This is a genomic window from Glaciecola sp. 2405UD65-10, assembly GCF_048820975.1.
Taxonomy (GTDB): domain Bacteria; phylum Pseudomonadota; class Gammaproteobacteria; order Enterobacterales; family Alteromonadaceae; genus Glaciecola.
In genome coordinates this window covers 592,835-610,470 of sequence record NZ_JBMEUF010000001.1, presented here as the reverse complement: position 1 = coordinate 610,470, position 17,636 = coordinate 592,835, and the positions used below count along the sequence as shown (strand labels likewise).

Sequence of the window (17,636 nt, the reverse complement as noted above, 5' to 3'; positions counted from 1 at the left end):
TATGGTTTCGATTCCTCTAAGCCTAAATAAGATTTAAATTCATTTTTTGTTAATCTATTTATGTAATTAAATCTATTAAAAATCGACCACAATGATTCTTCTGCGCATATTAAGTTAGGCGCCCAAACAGCTCTTTTTGCGACGTATTTTAGATTGTTTGAGCTCCGTAAACGCATGCTTAAAAAACGGAGTTCATATAATTGGCATATTGCGTGTGGTTGATAGCCTCTTCGATGATGTTTTTATCTAATGAGAAGCTAGAGAGTTCATCATTCCCATAATTTCGAAAAATATAGTTAACTGCTTTTCCTACGTGTTCCATCGGAATCTCTAGATCAGAATCTTTACCGTTAAACTGTTCTATATATACGTTCCAAAAGAGCTCACTATATGTGCTTAATCTAAATCCATTGTCAAAAGCGTTCGAGAAGTAAAATTTGGTAAATGAAGTTTTAGAACCTTTTGGCCATTCGCTTTCCTCATCATATCCCTCAAAAATGTACGTTAATTCTTCAAGCGAAAGTACACCATGAAATTTCGAACTGTGAAGCATAAATCGCCCAACAATCTGCGTATTTCCTGTCTGAGTGAAAGTGCTATATTGATGTGCCATTTCATAGGAGCCCACTAAAACGAATGTTAATCGAAGACCATGTTCATCCAATAAATTTTGAAAGTTACAAAGCCACCTATAACCAATTTCCGGAATATTCTGTGCTTCATCAATAATGAATAAAACGCGGTTAGATTTTTTATTCATCACTTGAGTTATTATATGATTTGCGACAAATTCATATTTAACCGATTTAGAACGCGATTTAGAAACTACAGTTGATTTGCCCATCACTGCTAGAATGAGCTCTTCAAGAAAATTATTTTCGGTACTGTTTTGAAAGAGTTTATAGTTCATTTTATACAAACACGCTTCACCTTCATAATGTTCATCTAGTAAATCCTCCAGCCAGTACCTTATAGACCTAGTTTTTCCTAGTCTCGGTTTCCCATAAATAAAAGCCCCAGGGACCATATTATCCAGCCATACCGTAATTTGTTTCGTAAATCTTGCAATTGACGGCGTATATATCGCGTAATCATCGCGATTTATAGGGTGAAGAGAGGTGTTCATTGACTTTAGCATTTTGCTCTTTTCTTTGGTGGTAAATCGTTTTTCACGGAAGTGTTTTTGCTTTTTTCTCCGTCGTTAAGCTCTAACTTTCTCAATCGCTCTTGTGTTCTGTGAAGGTCGTTAGTACCGCTCTTTACTTCGTCAAACGCATTAGTTAAATCCCGTCGAGCTTCGATATATGAACTCGTAATTTGCTTTTTATTTTTTAGCTGATCTTCATGATACTTTAAAAATGTTTCAACCGGATTGACTGTTGGCGATAAGACAATACTCTTCTTATTGATAAGGGAGAAAATAGCACGTTTTACGTAGATTGAATGCGGATATAGATGCCAAGGTGGGGATGGTGTTAAGTTCCCAATCTCAGAACCATCAGGAAGAAACACTTTTACTGTTCTTAAGTCATCAGCGTTAAATTGAATTATTATCTTTTTACCGCAAAGTGAATAATTAGAAGCAAATAAGGGTGATGTGTACTTTGAATATTGAAAATTGACATAAGGCCGGATCCCATTTTTTTGGCTACCTTTGACCGTTGCAGTTTGTGTTTCTAGTAACAAATTGTCAGCAACAGATTGATTTACATATGATATCTGTTTTTCATTACACTCCACTCGGTATTTGAAATATTCTAAGGGTGTTCTTTTTCCAATACTAGAATGTGGCGTTCCATTATAATTGGCAATTAGGCAGTCCATCAAACCATAAAGCTCTTCAAGCTGAATGTAGTATTTGCATGCTTTTATTTCAGGTACATCCCTCAAAGAATCCGAAAATGAAGACCCCGTTGTATTTGGTAACTTATTAAAGCCCCTTTGTTCCAACGTACCAAAGAAGCGCTCAACGAATGGCCTATCATCTTTATTTTTCCTAGGGAGCACCTTTGGCTTTATGCCCATCAACATTTCGAGCTTTTCAAAGACTTTTGAAGATAAATTAGCCATTGCGCCATCTACACTTAGTTCATTCCATTTAATACCAGTGTATTTATCCCCCAAAATTGAAGGAAAGCCGCTGTTGATGCCATATTCTAAATATTCAGCATCGCATGCAGACCAGGCTTTTACTGAATTGGCAACGCAGCGTAAAACATCATCTTTATTAATCTCTTTTCTTAATGAAACGTGATGCCCGAGCACCACTTTCGTAGCGACGTCGTAAGTGGAAATTAGCCAAACTCGTTCAACTACAAGTGGTACGATATTTCCAAAGGGAGACGGTACCAAGATACAAAAAATAGCATTAATTTTGTGCGCGTCTAGTTCAACTCTGTCTAAGACATCAAACACAGGTCTGTTGGAACCTGTACCAACAGCCATTTTAGCTTTGTAATTTGAACCAAAATAATTTCCAGCAGCTTTAGGTTCTTCTTTCAGGATACGTTTTACAAAGCTATTTAACGATATTTTTGCGAGTGACTTGGTATTAAATGGATAACTATGACTTTGCTCTAATTTCAGCTTTCTACATTGTTCGATAAATTTAGTATGTAAGTCCTCTAAAGAAACCCTACTTTGGTGAATATGATTCTTTTTGTGTTTTTTAAATAATAAAAATCTGATTTGCTCTTCTAACTCGGGATACCGTCGAAGTAATTGGGTAAATGCACCAGAAAACCCCGAGTTTGATAATACTGGTAAATTCGCGCCTTTTTGCCGTTGGTAGTTTTTCAGTCGTTTGTTGGGGATGCAGCCATGAAACCCATAGAGTTCGCCAGATTCGTCAAAGGATAGACATCGCTTTACAAGTCTTACAAGCGATTTTTCATCAATTTGGAAGCGTTCTGAAACGTGTTTTAAGGTACTTCCAGAAATGTAGTCTTTTACAGCATTATATCTATTATAAAATATTTTTCGATGTTCAGGAGATAACTCGTCAACGTTAGGTAATCGCCAAAGATCCGTGTTTAAAGCCTCATTTCCTACACCTGATGTAACTTTTCTAGCTCTTGCCATAACATTGCCAGTAGTCAACCTGTTTGTTTATTGTACATGAATAGGTTGGATTTTAAACGCTTTATTGCTTGCTACGGGTATTTTTACTTAATAGATAGTGTAACTGGAGATAATTATTGGTTTGCTAAATGTGTTGTATTAGATTCAGAAACATGACCTTCTGGGTAGTTTCTTCAAAGCGATTACCCGACGTTCGAGAAGTCTGTGAATCATAGGATTTATTGACGTTTTTGCTTGTTTCTCTTATAACAGGAGATGAGACAAACCGGACATAAGCATTGAGTCATCATTCGACGGGTTTCAGGCCCTTAGCGGACGAAAAATTAATTTAAATTGACCTGCTTTAAATCACCGGTCCATTCGTAAAGCGTTAGTACTTTTTATAAAGTTCACGTACCACTACCTTAGTAATTTGTTAGTTAAATCGTAATAGTCTTGCTTCCCTTACTTGATAGTAGTATTTATTCAAAATTCGGATTTTGATAAACAGAATTAATAAATGTGCATCTAGTTAGCCCGGCAGGGTATAACTGAGAGATTTGTAAATACTTTAATCCAACGGGAGATTCAACTTGCGCAATACTCTTTTTTATCTCTACAACCAGCCCGCAGTGTGACTCGTCTCCTATTTGAAGGTTTTCGCGAAATTCACCTATGATGTTAACCAGTGAATTGCTTTTAGATTTTGCAGATTCAATCAAAGATAAGTAATCACGGGAACTGTATTTAAGAATAAATTCATTTAATTGTTTTAGGGTTTTTGCTTGAACATAACTCTTCTGCTGAGTGCTTTGGTTAATCTTCAATAGACGAGCTTTTGCTTCCTCTAACAGCCCTGCATAATCTGATTGTGCATAATCTGAAATGAATCTTTTGAAATCAGAAGCACTCGAAAGTGACTTGAAAGTACTTAGCTGAATATTAGCTAGTCTCTTGGGTTTTTCTTTTAATGCGGTATCAGCAAACTTAGTAAATTCTGTATTTTTATATTTGTTGATAAAAGTATCGAACTCAGTATCACTGCGTAATGTTTCAAATTCACGCTGTATCGATTCTCGCTGAATTGCGTCTATTCTGTTTTTAGCTTTTACAGCTAAGTCATTAAAGCCTTGGTCTGTAAAATGACCAACTAATACCCTTAAACCTTCGAGAGAATCTTTATTTTGTTTTAGAGACAATTCTGCTTGCCAAAGAGCACGTTCTTGAAAGTTACCTGTATAAAATCCATTTCCTGGGTTTCTCAATATGTGATCAGGAATAAAGTATACTGAATGCTCAAAACCAATAACGTCATCGCCTCTTTCATTATAATGTGAGCGCATCGGTTTTTGTAAAAGAACGATAGCCGAATATTCTTCTGAAATGCACACATAAACCGTCATCCGAGAGAGAACTGTTGCAGATTGATGTCTAAAGTTTTGGCGAAATATCGACTGATATTCACGGGCGAACGCATCAAAATTCAAAAAGTATTTTGTAAACAGATTATGCGTCTGAGTATTTAATTGGTTCAACTCGTCCGTTGAAAATCGATGGTTTTTATTCCGAGCTAGCGGTTCAGAGTTTCTAATGACCTGACCGGAACAAGATTCGTTAACTCTATCCACTAGAGCCCCATCATCTTTAAAAGTATCGCTGGTAAAGGCTGTTTGGTCGTTCTTTCCCGACTTTAATGTCCTTTCTATACCGTTGTGTGTGCTTATAGTGACTGACGGCCATTTACTAGAAAAATTTGACGACAAATTATTGTACAAAGAGGCCATGTCATTAGACGTCAATATGCTACCAGGCACTATAGATTGACCTTTAACGTGCCTAGCATCAGGAATAGGTGATGTTAGCAGACAACCTTTGGTGAAAGCTATCAGAGTAATGATAATTGTGAGTCTTATGATGGTCATGGTATCTCCCTCTACCAACTAAAAGAATACATGACGTTAGAAAAAAGTTCAATCATATGAGCCTACCCTTATTCGAAATTACTATCGTAGTTCACTGGTAAAGTGTGTCTTTATTTAACTGTTCGTATAACAGTCATAACAAGTGTTGATTGATTTCGATAATGTGTTTGGAAAGATGTCAGCTCCATTCGTTTAAATAGTCGGTGGTTTTTGCTTGTGAAGGTTGACAACATCTTTGGGCGGGTTTACGGCACTTCCTGCCGAAAAACAAGGGGCATTAAATCTAATTAAAATCACCTTGATTTCGCAAAGATTGAAAGATAGTTGATCGCTCATAGTTATCTGTCAGCGCAGGTCGCATCCAATTAGCTGATTGGATGCGAATAGAAGCAAGCTACTAAGCTAGCTTAAATCTAACTTAACGTTTTGCATCCAAAGCAGCTTGGATCTTATCTAATTCATCACGGCTAAATTCGCCGTTTTCAATTAATTTAGTTATCGCATCTGAATGACCTTTCAGTACTCGATATTCACCGTCACCATCTACAATATGTTTACGGATCATTTTGGGATTACCGTCGCCACTAAACTCAATTTTTACATTATCTTCGTCTTCTGCATAAAACTCTAACCGCTCACCATCGCCTTTATTCATCACAAATACTTTTTCGATTGTGTGTTGTGCGCCACCTTCACCGGACATGTTAATACCTTTTAAGGCCTTTGATATGGTCTCTTTAGTATCAGGATCTAAGTTAGCTAATCTCGACTCTAATAACTCAGCGTCTTTAAGCTCTGCGGGGGTAAAAAACAAAGATTCAGTGCCCATTTCAGAAGCCACTTTTACCTTCACATCTTGATCTTTCACTACATTAATATCGATGGTACGGTGTTTCACACCTTCTTCGGCTATAACAACACCAGTTAGCGCCAAACTAACAACAACGGCACTTGCCAGTAGATTCTTTGTTAATGTTCTCATCATTTTCAACTCTGTACCTTTTAGTAATCTAAGTGCTAGGGTAAAGACCCTATACATATGTTTATGCTTATTCATTCTCAGCAACACAGCTTTATCTTCAGTTGATTAATAAAAAATTCCAAATCTTAGAATTGGAAACCCTTCCGATATAATTATTTGGGTTTCAAGCGACTAATTAAAAGTCTTTTTAGCTTAAACGTTCTTTTAGAGAAAAGGAGATAACCAATATAGCTCCACAATAGGAGAGCAGAAAATATAATTGATAAAGCTACAAAATTTTCAGCTGTAGGTCTTATAGCCTTTTCAACCATCTCGAAAAACGACCACTCTATTTCAATTACATCGATCCATTGAGCGCCAGTTTTAGGGAGTACAACGCCTAACTCTGGAAACTCAACTCCAAACGATAATCCAATATGTGTAAAACTATTGCGATATAAATCTGTGTTTGGTGATTCTGCTTCTACTACAAACGAGAGTACATCGATCTTTTGCTCAGGTAACATAAAAACCATCTTATCGCTTGTATGCATTCCATTAGGAAATTGTTTAACTTCTTGGCCATTCACAAAAACTTTAGACCATTTCGAATTAGTGGCGGTAAAAACAACTACTAGGGGTAATGATTGGGGCTGGCACCTAAAATCTTCGCCGCAGGCGGAGATAAAACGTTTTTTTATCTTTTGCCATTTCAAGTCCTCCATATTGATTTTAAGAGTATATTTTTTAACCCTTGGGGCTATGTTCTCATGTTCAAGACGTAACGAATTATTACTATATTCAAAGGCGGTTTCACCTAGCACATGATCAATGGTAGGCGAATAATATGCTATAAGGTTCTGTATCAAAGAGTCATAGGACCGAACAGGCGTATATTCATTCACTTTTCGAGTGTAAGGTATTTTATTTGTTATCTCATTCCAAAGATAACTTAACTCCATACTTACTAACTTTGCATCGTCCTTAATCATTAATCTCGTTTCCATTAAGGCCTTTCTCGAATCGTGATACTTTGCTTTAAGTTCCTTATAGATCTCACGATAGTTCTCTCTATTCGGGTTTCGTGTGACTGAACCACCGAAAAATTTTTTCTCCTCATCTACTAATTCCTCAAATTTAAAGTAGTAATTACTATCAAGAAACACAGATCCTAAACTTTTGATGAATTCATTTTCATAGGTATCATAAGGTAATTCGCTACGAGTCTTGGATTTCTTGTTACTCAAAAATCCATATTTTTTCTCCTTATAAACGAGATTTAACTTTTTAGGGTCGTTTTCGAGCTTTTTAAATGGGCGTGTTAAGGGAGGAGTTAAATAGAAACTTTCTAAGTTTGCATGAGGAAACAGAGCGTAACTTACGGTGACCACATGGTAAATTAGCAAAAGTATCAATGAGGATAGTAAGGTAAATAAAACCCCTTTTACTAAGCTAACCACGATTCAACTACTCCTTTTCAGCAATAATATGAGACCAAGACCAAATCAGTTCAATGCCGTTAAGAGTATAAGGAGAATTAAAGCTATTTACTACCCCTAGTAACAGCTGTACTTTTTAATTAGGTTGGTTTGTTAAAATGTTTGGTTGGGGACACTTTGGATGGTATGTGAATCTTCAAATTCATGCGTAGATAGGCCATCGGTACAGAAAATTGTTGTCTGGCATGTCAAAACCCCTACCATGAAGCACTTTATTTCTTAGTATTGTATGTCGACTTGGTGTATATGCACCAAAGTTGAAGTCGCATTGGATTTTGAAATCGTTTGCGTACTGTTCGTCAGGTGGGGCACGCAAAGGTGGTAATAGCGGTGTTTGTTTAGAAGTAAGGTACTTTTTATCTAAATGTGCCAATATTTTTTGAATAACGACGGTGTCTATAATGCAAGCAATTATCGTCGCATTAAGCTTTTGGCATTTTTCGCATTCGCTAATATCAATATTGAACACTCGTTCTCACTGGCCGGCTACGGACGTTTAGCCCAACTCATGCTTCTCGCGTGATAAGGCTTAAAACCCATTGCCTTACAGGGTAACCTTGTATTACGTCATCTACCAGTAGCGCTGCACTTTCGGCCATTCTTTTGGCTCCGCAGCTAGGGTAAAAACCTCTGCGTTTACAACTAAAAGCAACAAGTTTCTCATGCTTGCAATCTCCACATACCACTCTTAAGAATTCATGCTCTAAGAGACCACACCGCAAAAAATCGTCAAACTCACGCTCAACAAACTTTCGTTGTGAATGCAGACTCACTGTTAATGCACGGTCTCCGATGCCGTTCAGTCTTTAAGGGGGGGGGGAACATGACCCTAGGGCCTTATCTCAAGGACTAGCTTTTGCTTAGTATTCGTTCGGGCTCACTTGCGTCATGCATAAATTTACTACATTTCGGTCCTTATTCATGGCTTAATGCAGTAGAAATTAAAATACAAGAATTCGTTGTGAGTAAAGATACTCGCAGAATCGAAAATAAAGCGGAAATCATCGAATGTATTACGTCAATTTTTGTCATTTTATCTAAAAGAAATAGTTATAAATATTCTCAAAATTAAGTTAAATTAATGTAAGTTCGACTCGCTGCAATTGACGCAAACCAGAAGCACTTAAAATAGTATAACTTAAGTGATTGATATTATTATTCACCTGAAACTGGCATTTTTACTTTATTGATGAGTTACTGGCACTTTTACTTATTTAAAAATAAAGTAAAGATGCCAGTTATGAGTCCTGAAAGCCACGTATATACGAACTTATTTACTGGCACTTTTACTTAATCACACGTCTATTCTTGAATGAGAATTTACGGTTTCTAGGCTGAACTACCGTTTAGGTCTCTGATTTTCGATAATTTCGGCTAAGCCTCTAATTCATATGCCGAAATTACTTGATTTTACTATTTTCAGCTAACGTTACCGCTACTGTTATTGCCGAGTAGAATTTCATTAGAATTACGAAGCCCTTGGGCCTACTGTCATGAATTTTATAAGAGAACACTTCTGGATTTTGGCCATAACTTTCTGTATCAAATAAAAATGCACTTACTCGCTCAATAGTATCATCAGCAATTGTATTAATTTCATCGGAATTTTTAGAGCTTAGATCACGTAATTCATTGCTCATGACAAGTGCTGGTCCTTCCCATTTAGTTTGAGTGTGATGGTAATATAAGCCTCGTGCTATATGTGATAACACGTTATCAAAACGTTTTAGGTCGATTGAATACGCAGCGGTATGTTCTACTTTTCCATCTGGATGTTTCAGCATTACACGTTGATAATTATCTAAAAAGTTCGAATACGTGTCAGGACGCCTTTCAATTGCCCGCATAATCTTCGTGTTAAATAATTGCTCCTTTATGTCGTTTCCATGAAAGCACGTAGATAGACAAAATACTAAATATTCATCGTCTCTACTTTTATTATTATTGTGTTCCTCACAAGATGGCACCGTTATTAGTTCTTTGCGTAGACTGAATTCCCCAAGCAAATCTTTTTGTTTGGGAAATAAGGCTTTTGGTGGTATGTGCTCTTTCGTTGTCGCCAAATCGTCGCACATGTAACATGTATTGGTTCCCATTAACTACTCTACTTTCCTATCTTTACCAGATGAGGCACGTTTTTTTCGCTCAACTTGGACATATACTGTATCGGTGGTGGCGCTACTAGCATGGCCTAGGTCTTCTGAAAGATCCTTGAGCGGTCTGTCACGCTCAATTTCCATGCTTGCACCCGTGTGGCGCAAATAGTGTGTTGTAGCTTCATTTAGTTTTTGAGCAGCATCTAGTCCTTGTTCGTTTTTCATTTTTTGATATGCCGCATCAAATACTTGTTGAATGAGCCTACTTATCTGACGACCTGTTAGCCCGCCACGCCCTCTAACTTTCTCTACCAATACGGTTTGCTCACCCTTTGATGGTAGCGAAGACAGGCCACGCCACTCACGATAACGCTTTAAGTAACTTAAATAACCTTGAGGTACGGTAATATCGCGTATTTTCTTGCCTTTTCCGTAGACTTTAAACCACCAATTATTATCTTCATCTGTCCAAAAATGGCTCATCACGGGTGACCAGTCTTGTCTTTCCGAAAGTTCAGATAGCCGAAGAAACAAGGTTTTCATTGTAGATATTATGAATAAATTTCGTTCAAAAAGGGCGTCTGTATCGGCTAATTCAACCGCGGTATCGAGCAGATATTGCCACTGGTGCTCTGTTAGCCGGCTGATAGTTTTTACCTGGCTATCTTTTATCATGTGCTTGCAATCACGCTTCGCTAATGGGATGGGATTGCCAAAGCAAATTTCCTCATCAATCAGGTGTCGGTAAAATGAACTAAGCGCAACAAATGTAGATTCTAGGGTCTGTAGAGACGGTTTGTATTTTTTGGGGTCGAGTACTCGGTCTTTATCATATTTTGGCGGCGTTTGCCTAAATGGTGTCCAGTTAAGGTTTGAAGCAAAATATCCGTTGCTTAGATTAAACCTGTCATGTAACTGAGTGCTGATCCATTTAACAGGCGGCGCGACACAAAAATCAATGTAACGCAAAATATCAGCTTTGCGTAAATCGTCAACAGGCTGCTTATCAACCATAAACACCCACAGTAAAAACTTTTCGATGTCGTTTCGAAAACGCACGTACGTGTGTTCAGATTTGTTGCGACCAATATAAAGTAGATAATCCTTTGCCCAGTGCCAATGTTGCTTCATCCATTTAGGTTGATTCTCTAAGTATGCAGACAACTGCGGATAGTCACTAATACTCAGCTCAGTCAGTTCAGCATAAGTTGGAAACAAAGGTGTAGGTTTAGTCGTGGCCAAAGCGTGAGCAATCGTGAGTTAGTCTATATACAATATAACTTACATTTTATACTATGTCTAATACTAAACCGTATTAGACATAAGAGATGTTACATATAAAAACTATAACTGACTTGAGGTTTTTCGCCTAGATCCACATATTTCATAATATCGCCTACTTTTTTGGCACACTCGAGCGTTATCGGTAATCTCCCATCTAACTGTGTGTTATTCCAATTCATTTTGGTCAAACCCAGAATTTCTTCTGCTAATTCTTCTAATGATGAATCGTTCTCATATACATCTATTTTCAATGGATTAGGAACATACGCGCCAGGATAAGTTTGATAAAAATCAATGGTGCCGCGTGTGTATAGAACGCCTTCATTTTCATTTATTGAAAGTAATGTCCCTCTCTTTGGTGGATAGCTTGTTTGACTAAATAATCGTATATCCGTATTCGTGATAGAAACAAAATCCTTCGAACGCACGCTTTTCTCTTCTAGCACACGACAAAACCCTCTGATTTCTGTGTCGCGAAATTTTGAAGTCTTATGTATAACAATTCTGGCTGGCATTTGCATCAACGCTTTATCGTATTCAGATAACGCTGAGCTTAACAAATTGTATGCTTGTTCTTCTGACATAAATGGTCGCTTGTCATTTTTGTCAATGACTACAGGTGTTCCGCGTAAAATAACGCCATGACCAAATTCATCAAATACTTGCGCTAGACTAGTTGATATAGTCTCACCATCGCGACTCTTATAGAACCCAATACCGACGTAGCAACTTTTTGGCTTAAATCGTTCTTCTTTTAATCTCCACGGGACAGTCTTGTTGCCTTTATAGTACAAAGCCGTTGCAAAATTCCAGGCCCGAGTAGCATCGTCTTGATTGCCTCTATTTGCTTTTCCTGTTAACAATGTACTCTCTAGAACAAGTTGTAACGGTATCCCAAGGTGCATACATTTCGCTTTCAATAGGCGTCTAAAGTCATGCTCCATATATTGCTCTATTGAGCCGGTATCTTTTTTTGAGCCAGCATCTTTCTGCGTTAATGACACAAATAGCTCTTCTGGTATCACGCATATTATGACATCAATGGCTCGATTTTCTGCGAGAAATTGAACTTGCTCGTAGTACAAGTTAACTGCCGCGACTACTCGCTCTTCTCTTGTCTTAATACGACTCACTTTCACAATTGAAGATTTCTGAATTGCGCGAGTGAAACTTGGTGAAGATAATAATCGCGTGAAAAAACCATAGTCCGCCGAAACGCCACCAAATCCTTTAAACAGGTTTGATAATTCACTTTCTTTGCCGACAATACCATTGCGACATAAGTCTAACCAAACGTCTAGCTTATCTACTCCCTCTCCCCTGCCTACTATTCCAAGTCTTAGCTCTGAACGCCTAAGTTCATCCTTAGTATCATAAACACCCATTCGTTCTATTCCATTACGCGGACAAATATGAGTTCCCTTACCAAATTCCAATAGTGGCTCTTCAATTACGGTAACTTTCACTCGTTACTCCTCCTCATCGATATCGACTACATCTTCAGTGATGTTTTCTGGAACAAGCTGAATCAGGGAGCCAAACTTAACTTCTTGGTCTGTCATTTGAGAAAGATAAAAAGCAATGAACCGAGTTAAATTTCGAACAGCTTGATTATTTTCAAGCTTCTTCTGCTTCGTTACTAGTTTGTCGTGAAAACGGCTTCGTCGAAAAGAGTTATAGGTATAAAGCCAACTTGGCACAATCAAGGCATGGTACTGACCCATTGTATAAATAAACCTTAATTGAAAGCTTAAGTGCTTGTAATGCGCTAGACTTCCTGGCTCTTTCTTACTATCAACACGCTCAAAAACTGTTCTATGAGCTGTTTTCATGCCTTTCCATGTTTCTTTTCTATGAGTTTGCTTTTCGCTTTCTCTGTTGAAATAAAATTGCTTTTCATACATATCGAAATTTACATTATGCGGTATCAGTTGCTCCCGTATTTGGCCTTGAAGAAGCGATTTAAGCACATTTTCATATTCTACATATTCTGAGTTATATAACTCATCACTACCTACTTCCTCGATTGTTCCGACATCAATTAAAGACTTAAGCGCAGTGTTGGCTTCAAAATTATCAAACGTGAATATTTTCCCATCATGAAAGGCCCATCCTGCAAAACTAGATCCTTCAAGTTGTAGAGCAAGTCGAATGCACATGAGCATATCTGACTTCCTGCCCTTGTATTCTAGCTCTTTCTTTGCTCGGGAAAGCACCTCCTTTTTATTTATGGTGGTTTCAGCGATGAAAACCTTTGGCGGAAAATTAATGGGCGCTAGATTTGACGTGAATACAACTGGTACATCAGTTTTGGGTTCGCGAAGCGCTAAATAACCATCAATTTCACCAAGTATGAGTTTAAATTCGTGCAATATGCGACGTTGTGCAGTTACCCTTAAGTCTGTTACTTTTGACAAAATGTCACCGCAATCTATGATCTGCGTTTTCGCATTAAAGCTAAATTTCGGTCCTGTTATTTTATCAATGGCCTGTTGAGAATAGCTCTTCTGTTTGCCTACAAGCATCAAAATAAAGAGCTCATCAAAGTTTGACTGGTAGTCTTTATCAATAAAGATTGAGAGTGTTTTCTTAACCTTTTCAAGGTCTGTAGTTGCGGTTACCTGAAATGCGACCCGATCATATTCATCTCCTAAGTCTATTCCAGGATAATTCTTCTGCTTAGCATTCAAATTGTGCAGCTTTGGTAGGTGAAACAACTCTTTGAGGATAGGAATAAAAGCATCTTCCATCGCTAAATTTATGTCTAAGCGGCCTTGCTTGCTCGCAAGCTCTACTTGAGTCACTACTCTGGCTACAACTTCGCGAAGTTCGTTTTCAACATTTAATACATCCATGTGACTCCCTTTACCCTACTGATAATATATACAGTATACATTGGTGCTCAGTTTTTATAAATCAAGTCTCACATCGTATATTTTTAAAAATTAAACGAACGTCATAACTTAGGTATGTATCGATTAGTCTCCCGCATGTATTTTTGAAACACATCCCCATGCACTTCTATTAAATATGGCTCTTCAATTTTCCGAACAATCAGTTCAATGCAAATCCAGCATATTAAGGCGCAAGCCCATAGCAGTAGATGTGCGAATGTGAAACATAACCCCAACCAAAATATATAAATGCCGAAATAAATCGGATTTCGAGACCTTGCATAAATACCATGCGTAATGAGCGTCGTCGTTTCTTTCTGGTCGACACCAATTCGCCATGAATCACCCATTTGGATTTGAGATAAGAGCGTGACGAGTATTCCACAAGTCCCAACCGCAAGACCTAAAGCCTGAAATGGCAGTGGAACAACAAACAAAAGGGGCACTTTGCCAAAATACCCAATGAGTATCACACCAAACGCTAGGCAAAATGTAATCACAAACATAGTACCGGGCAAAATCTCTATCATCGGAGCGCTTAACGAGGCTGCTCTAATGCCAAAATCCCCATTCCTTTTATATTGCACAAAGCTTCGAGCAACTACTGCAAGCAATATAAAAGCACTTATCAACACCAGCGAAATCATATCTACCCTTTTTAGTTATATCATAAAAATATGATTATAAACTCTATACTTAATATAGGGTCAACACATATCGATGACGTTTAAGTGCAATGAGTAAAACTGGGGCATTAATTAACAACGGCTAATGCCCCAAATATGGCTAATTCTTCCTGCTGTGCACAAGTCGATATAACACAGGTAAAACTATCAATGTAAGTAAGGTAGAAGATATTATCCCGCCAATAACTACCGTCGCCAACGGACGCTGTACCTCTGCTCCCGTTCCCACATTCAGCGCCATAGGCACAAAACCAAGGCTAGCAACCAATGCCGTCATCAGTACCGGCCGCAAACGCGTTAATGCACCATCGACAATAGAGTTGATTAACTCTCCTGTCTCTTCCAGCCTTTGACGGATAAACGACAACATAACTAAACCGTTAAGCACAGCAATGCCAGACAGCGCAATAAAACCAACGCCTGCTGATATAGACAAGGGCATGTCTCTCACCCATAGCGCAAAAACGCCACCTGTTAATGCTAAAGGCACACCGGTGAAAATTATCAATGCATCTTTCACGGAGCCAAAGGCAATGACTAGCAATGCAAGAATTAAGAAAAGCGTCGCTGGCACAACAAGGCTTAATCGCTGACTCGCACTTTCAAGCTGCTCGAACGTACCGCCATAATCAACCCAATAACCACTTGGCAATACGACATTTTCTGCTATTTGCATTTTTGCTTCAGTAACAAACGAGCCTAGGTCGCGCTCTCTTACATTCGCCGTTACCACAATACGGCGCTTGGCGTTTTCTCGGCTGATTTGACTGGGTATGCTGGCATATTCAAGCGTTGCAACTTCTGCTATAGGCACATAATCACCATCCCCTGTCATAATAGGTATGCTGCCTAGCGTATCAAGATTATTGCGAATATCCTCTGAGTAGCGAACGACTATCTCGAATCGCCTGTCGCCCTCGAATATCAAGCCTGCCTCTTTGCCGCCAATCGAACCGCTTAACCAAGTTTGCAGGTCAGTGACGTCCAAATTATAACGCGCTAAAGCATAAGGTTTGGGATTTACGGTAAAGATAGGAATTTCATCAACTTGCTCAACGCGTGCATCCGCAGCGCCGGGTATATCTTGCAGTACCGCTAATATATCACCGGCCGAATCGCGCAGTTTATTTAAATCATCACCATAAATTTTTATGCCTAAGTCGGCTCTAACGCCACTAATTAACTCGTTAAATCGCATTTGTATAGGTTGAGTAAACTCGTAATTATTGCCGGGCACGCTTTGAAGTTCACGCTCCATTTGCTCGACAAACTCGGCTTTGGATAAAGTAGGATCTGGCCATTGGTCGACGGGTTTCAACATCACAAACGTATCGGTAACATTGGGCGGCATGGCATCTGTGGCAACTTCTGCCGTGCCGGTTTTAGCAAAAACAGTGCTCACTTGTGGGTACTGCATAATGACGTCTTCAAGCCTTTTTTGCATATCAACGGCTTGCTCAATGCCAGTGCCGGGCACTCGCATAGCGTGCAAGGCAATATCACCCTCATCAAGTTGAGGAATAAATTCAGAGCCAAGTCGCATGCTTAGCCAAACGCTTACAACAACCAATAATGTCGCTGCGCCTATTACTAACCAACGTAGTTTCAGCGCCCATAACAGAACAGGACGATACACCGATTTCGCCCCAACGATAATTGGGCTCTCTTTTTCACTGACTTTACCCGACATAAACATCGCAACGGCTGCTGGCACAATAGTGATTGAGAACACCATCGCAGCAAGTAATGCCAAGATGACGGTGGCCGCCATCGGGTGAAACATCTTCCCCTCTACCCCTGTTAAACTAAAAATAGGTATATATACAATGGTAATAATCATCACGCCAAAAAGACTAGGTCGTATTACTTCGTTGGTTGCTTCATATACAACTTCAAGTCTTTCCTTGATGAGCAGCACTGAGCCGGTTCGCCGCTGCGCTTCACTTAATCGCCTAATGCAATTTTCAACGATGATAACCGCACCATCTACAATTAACCCGAAGTCTAGCGCTCCTAAGCTCATTAAGTTTGCGCTTACGCCCGTTTGCACCATCCCTGTTATTGTGGCGAGCATAGCGAGCGGTATCACAGCGGCGGTAATGATGGCGGCTCTTATATTGCCAAGCAGAAGAAACAACACCACAATCACCAGTAATGCGCCTTCAATAAGGTTTTTACGGACGGTATTGATGGCTTTATCTACCAGCGCGGTGCGATCGTAAACAGTTTCTAATACCACACCTTCAGGCAAGCTAGCTTGGATTTCATCCACTTTGTCAGCCACTGCCAAGGCCACAGCACGACTATTTTCACCAATGAGCATCATGGCAGTGCCTAAGACGGTTTCCTTACCCTCCCGTGTCGCAGCCCCCGTTCGAAGCTCTTTGCCAATAGCCACCTCGGCAATATCGTTGACGGTCACTGGAGATTGGTTAGTGAGTGTTACTACTACATTACCTATATCTTCAATTGTGGCCAGTTGTGCTTGAGAGCGTACCAGTATCTGTTGACCGTTACGTTCGATATATCCGGCACCTTGATTGGCATTATTTCGCTCCAATGCCCGTAGCAGATCGTCGGTGCTCACACTATAATTAAGCATACGTTGAGGATCAGGATTCACATGATATTGCTTGGTAAAGCCGCCAATAGCGTTAACCTCTGTTATTCCTTTTACTAAAGCGAGTTGAGGTTTCACCACCCAGTCATGCAGTTCTCGTAGTGCCATCGCATCAAAGTCTCTGCCGTCAGCCGTCAATGTGCCCGGCTCAGCGCTGAGCGTGTACATGTAGATTTCACCCAAACCCGTGGCAATCGGCCCCATTTCTGGCTCAATCCCCTCAGGTAACTGACTTTTAATAATGCCTATCCGCTCATTAATGAGGTTTCTGGCAAAATACAGGTCGGTGCCTTCTTCAAATACGGCGGTCACTTGAGACAAGCCATAACGAGATAGTGAGCGGGTATAATCTAAGTTTGGCAAACCCGCTAAAGCGTTTTCAGCCAAAAAGGTGATGCGCTGCTCGGTTTCAAGCGGCGAATAACCTGTTGCTTGAGTATTGATTTGTACTTGGACATTGGTGATATCGGGTACGGCGTCAATAGGCAGCTTTTGGTAACTAAATAAGCCAAAACCAATGACTAAAAAACTCAGCATCAAAAATATACCGCGCCTGTCTATTGCAGTGCGAATAATGGAAGCTAGCATGTTAAGCCTCCCTTAAAGGCTTGCAG

At 39.3% G+C, this 17,636-nt stretch carries 11 protein-coding genes and 1 pseudogene; all 12 read right to left on the bottom strand.

The features are described 5' to 3' along the window. Positions 1 to 178: 178 nt before the first annotated feature. Positions 179 to 1,126 carry an ATP-binding protein gene (locus tag ACOI22_RS02745; RefSeq protein ID WP_420669962.1) on the bottom strand — a complete coding sequence of 316 codons (948 nt, stop codon included), beginning with the start codon at positions 1,124 to 1,126 and terminating at the stop codon, positions 179 to 181. Positions 1,127 to 1,131: 5 nt separating this feature from the next. Further along, a complete protein-coding gene (locus ACOI22_RS02740; protein WP_420669960.1) occupies positions 1,132 to 3,081 on the bottom strand; it encodes a hypothetical protein in 1,950 nt (649 codons plus the stop codon). Between the two features lie 461 nt (positions 3,082 to 3,542). After that, positions 3,543 to 4,982: a hypothetical protein gene (locus tag ACOI22_RS02735; RefSeq protein ID WP_420669958.1), complete on the bottom strand. Its 1,440-nt coding sequence runs from the start codon at positions 4,980 to 4,982 to the stop codon at positions 3,543 to 3,545. A 418-nt stretch (positions 4,983 to 5,400) separates the two neighbouring features. After that, complete coding sequence (locus ACOI22_RS02730) at positions 5,401 to 5,967, bottom strand: hypothetical protein (protein ID WP_420669956.1); 567 nt, start codon at positions 5,965 to 5,967, stop codon at positions 5,401 to 5,403. Between the two features lie 149 nt (positions 5,968 to 6,116). Further along, positions 6,117 to 7,403: a hypothetical protein gene (locus ACOI22_RS02725; protein WP_420669954.1), complete on the bottom strand. Its 1,287-nt coding sequence runs from the start codon at positions 7,401 to 7,403 to the stop codon at positions 6,117 to 6,119. Between the two features lie 566 nt (positions 7,404 to 7,969). Next, a pseudogene (locus ACOI22_RS02720) lies at positions 7,970 to 8,194 on the bottom strand (transposase zinc-binding domain-containing protein); the annotation flags it as partial. Positions 8,195 to 8,842: 648 nt separating this feature from the next. Next, positions 8,843 to 9,538 (bottom strand): hypothetical protein, encoded by a 696-nt coding sequence (locus tag ACOI22_RS02715; RefSeq protein WP_420669952.1) that lies wholly within the window; start codon positions 9,536 to 9,538, stop codon positions 8,843 to 8,845. A 3-nt stretch (positions 9,539 to 9,541) separates the two neighbouring features. After that, entirely contained in the window at positions 9,542 to 10,780 is a 1,239-nt protein-coding gene (locus tag ACOI22_RS02710) for a tyrosine-type recombinase/integrase (RefSeq protein WP_420669950.1), read from the bottom strand. An 89-nt stretch (positions 10,781 to 10,869) separates the two neighbouring features. Then, complete coding sequence (locus tag ACOI22_RS02705) at positions 10,870 to 12,288, bottom strand: argonaute/piwi family protein (protein ID WP_420669948.1); 1,419 nt, start codon at positions 12,286 to 12,288, stop codon at positions 10,870 to 10,872. Between the two features lie 3 nt (positions 12,289 to 12,291). Continuing rightward, a complete protein-coding gene (locus ACOI22_RS02700) occupies positions 12,292 to 13,677 on the bottom strand; it encodes an SMEK domain-containing protein (protein ID WP_420669946.1) in 1,386 nt (461 codons plus the stop codon). 101 nt (positions 13,678 to 13,778) lie between these two features. After that, a complete protein-coding gene (locus tag ACOI22_RS02695; RefSeq protein ID WP_420669944.1) occupies positions 13,779 to 14,363 on the bottom strand; it encodes a methyltransferase family protein in 585 nt (194 codons plus the stop codon). Positions 14,364 to 14,502: 139 nt separating this feature from the next. After that, on the bottom strand, positions 14,503 to 17,610 hold the full coding sequence (locus ACOI22_RS02690) for an efflux RND transporter permease subunit (protein WP_420669942.1): 3,108 nt from the start codon (positions 17,608 to 17,610) through the stop codon (positions 14,503 to 14,505). Positions 17,611 to 17,636: the final 26 nt, after the last annotated feature.

What these genes read in the sequence shown, in the direction of transcription:
- ACOI22_RS02745 (WP_420669962.1), bottom strand. Translation starts at nt 1,126, where the DNA reads ATGAACACCTCTCTTCACCCTATAAATCGCGATGATTACGCGATATAT.
- ACOI22_RS02740 (WP_420669960.1), bottom strand. Translation starts at nt 3,081, where the DNA reads ATGGCAAGAGCTAGAAAAGTTACATCAGGTGTAGGAAATGAGGCTTTA.
- ACOI22_RS02735 (WP_420669958.1), bottom strand. Translation starts at nt 4,982, where the DNA reads ATGACCATCATAAGACTCACAATTATCATTACTCTGATAGCTTTCACC.
- ACOI22_RS02730 (WP_420669956.1), bottom strand. Translation starts at nt 5,967, where the DNA reads ATGATGAGAACATTAACAAAGAATCTACTGGCAAGTGCCGTTGTTGTT.
- ACOI22_RS02715 (WP_420669952.1), bottom strand. Translation starts at nt 9,538, where the DNA reads ATGGGAACCAATACATGTTACATGTGCGACGATTTGGCGACAACGAAA.
- ACOI22_RS02700 (WP_420669946.1), bottom strand. Translation starts at nt 13,677, where the DNA reads ATGGATGTATTAAATGTTGAAAACGAACTTCGCGAAGTTGTAGCCAGA.
- ACOI22_RS02695 (WP_420669944.1), bottom strand. Translation starts at nt 14,363, where the DNA reads ATGATTTCGCTGGTGTTGATAAGTGCTTTTATATTGCTTGCAGTAGTT.
- ACOI22_RS02690 (WP_420669942.1), bottom strand. Translation starts at nt 17,610, where the DNA reads ATGCTAGCTTCCATTATTCGCACTGCAATAGACAGGCGCGGTATATTT.